The organism is Tepidamorphus sp. 3E244 (assembly GCF_046159835.1).
In the GTDB taxonomy this organism is placed as follows: domain Bacteria; phylum Pseudomonadota; class Alphaproteobacteria; order Rhizobiales; family Tepidamorphaceae; genus JACKJK01.
Genome location: NZ_JBJXCY010000007.1, coordinates 1 through 740, shown reverse-complemented (window position 1 = coordinate 740; position 740 = coordinate 1). Strand labels below are relative to the sequence as shown.

The following is a 740-nucleotide window of genomic DNA, read 5'->3' as shown; positions in this document are numbered from 1 at the left end:
CCGGTGATCGTGTCGGCATTGGCCGAGCCGAAGACGTTCTCCACGTTGGAGATGTCGTCGCCCTGCGCATCGCCGCCGGTGTTGACGTTGGTGCCGAGGTTGACCGTGACGCCGGAGGCCGAGGCCGAGTAGTCGACCGCATCGCCGGCGCCAGCGCCACCATCGATCACGTCGGCACCCGCGCCGCCGCTGATGACGTTGTCGGCGCCGTCGCCGGTCAGGGTGTCGTCGCCGGCCGAGCCGATGAGGTTCTCGACCCCGGAGATGTCGTCGCCTTGCGCGTCGCCGCCGGTGTTGACGTTGGTGGCAAGGTTCACGGTCACGGCCGCCGCCGAGCCGGCATAGCTCGCGGTATCGATGCCCGAGCCGCCGGAGATCGTGTCCGCGCCCGCCCCGCCGGTCAGCAGGTCGGCATCCGCACCGCCGTCCAGCGTGTCGTCGCCATCGCCGCCGTCGAGCGTGTCGGCACCGGCCGAGCCGGTCAGCACGTTGGCCTGCGCATCACCGGTTAGCACGTCGCCGAAGGCCGAGCCGGTGACGTTCTCGATGCCCGACAGGCTGTCGCCCGCCGCATCACCACCGGAATGGACGTTGGTCGCCAGGTTCACCGAGACACCAGACGCCGAGGCCGAGTAATCCGCCGTGTCGATGTCCGCGCCGCCGATGAGCGTGTCCGCGCCGCCAAGGCCCGCCAGCGTGTCGTTGCCCGCACCGCCGGTGAGGACGTTCGCGCCCGCATC

The 740-nt window shown here is 70.9% G+C and carries 1 protein-coding gene; it reads right to left on the bottom strand.

Annotated elements, in window-relative coordinates:
- On the bottom strand, nucleotides 1-740 hold a 740-nt coding region (locus ACKTEK_RS15980), incomplete at both ends, for a calcium-binding protein (protein WP_409166319.1).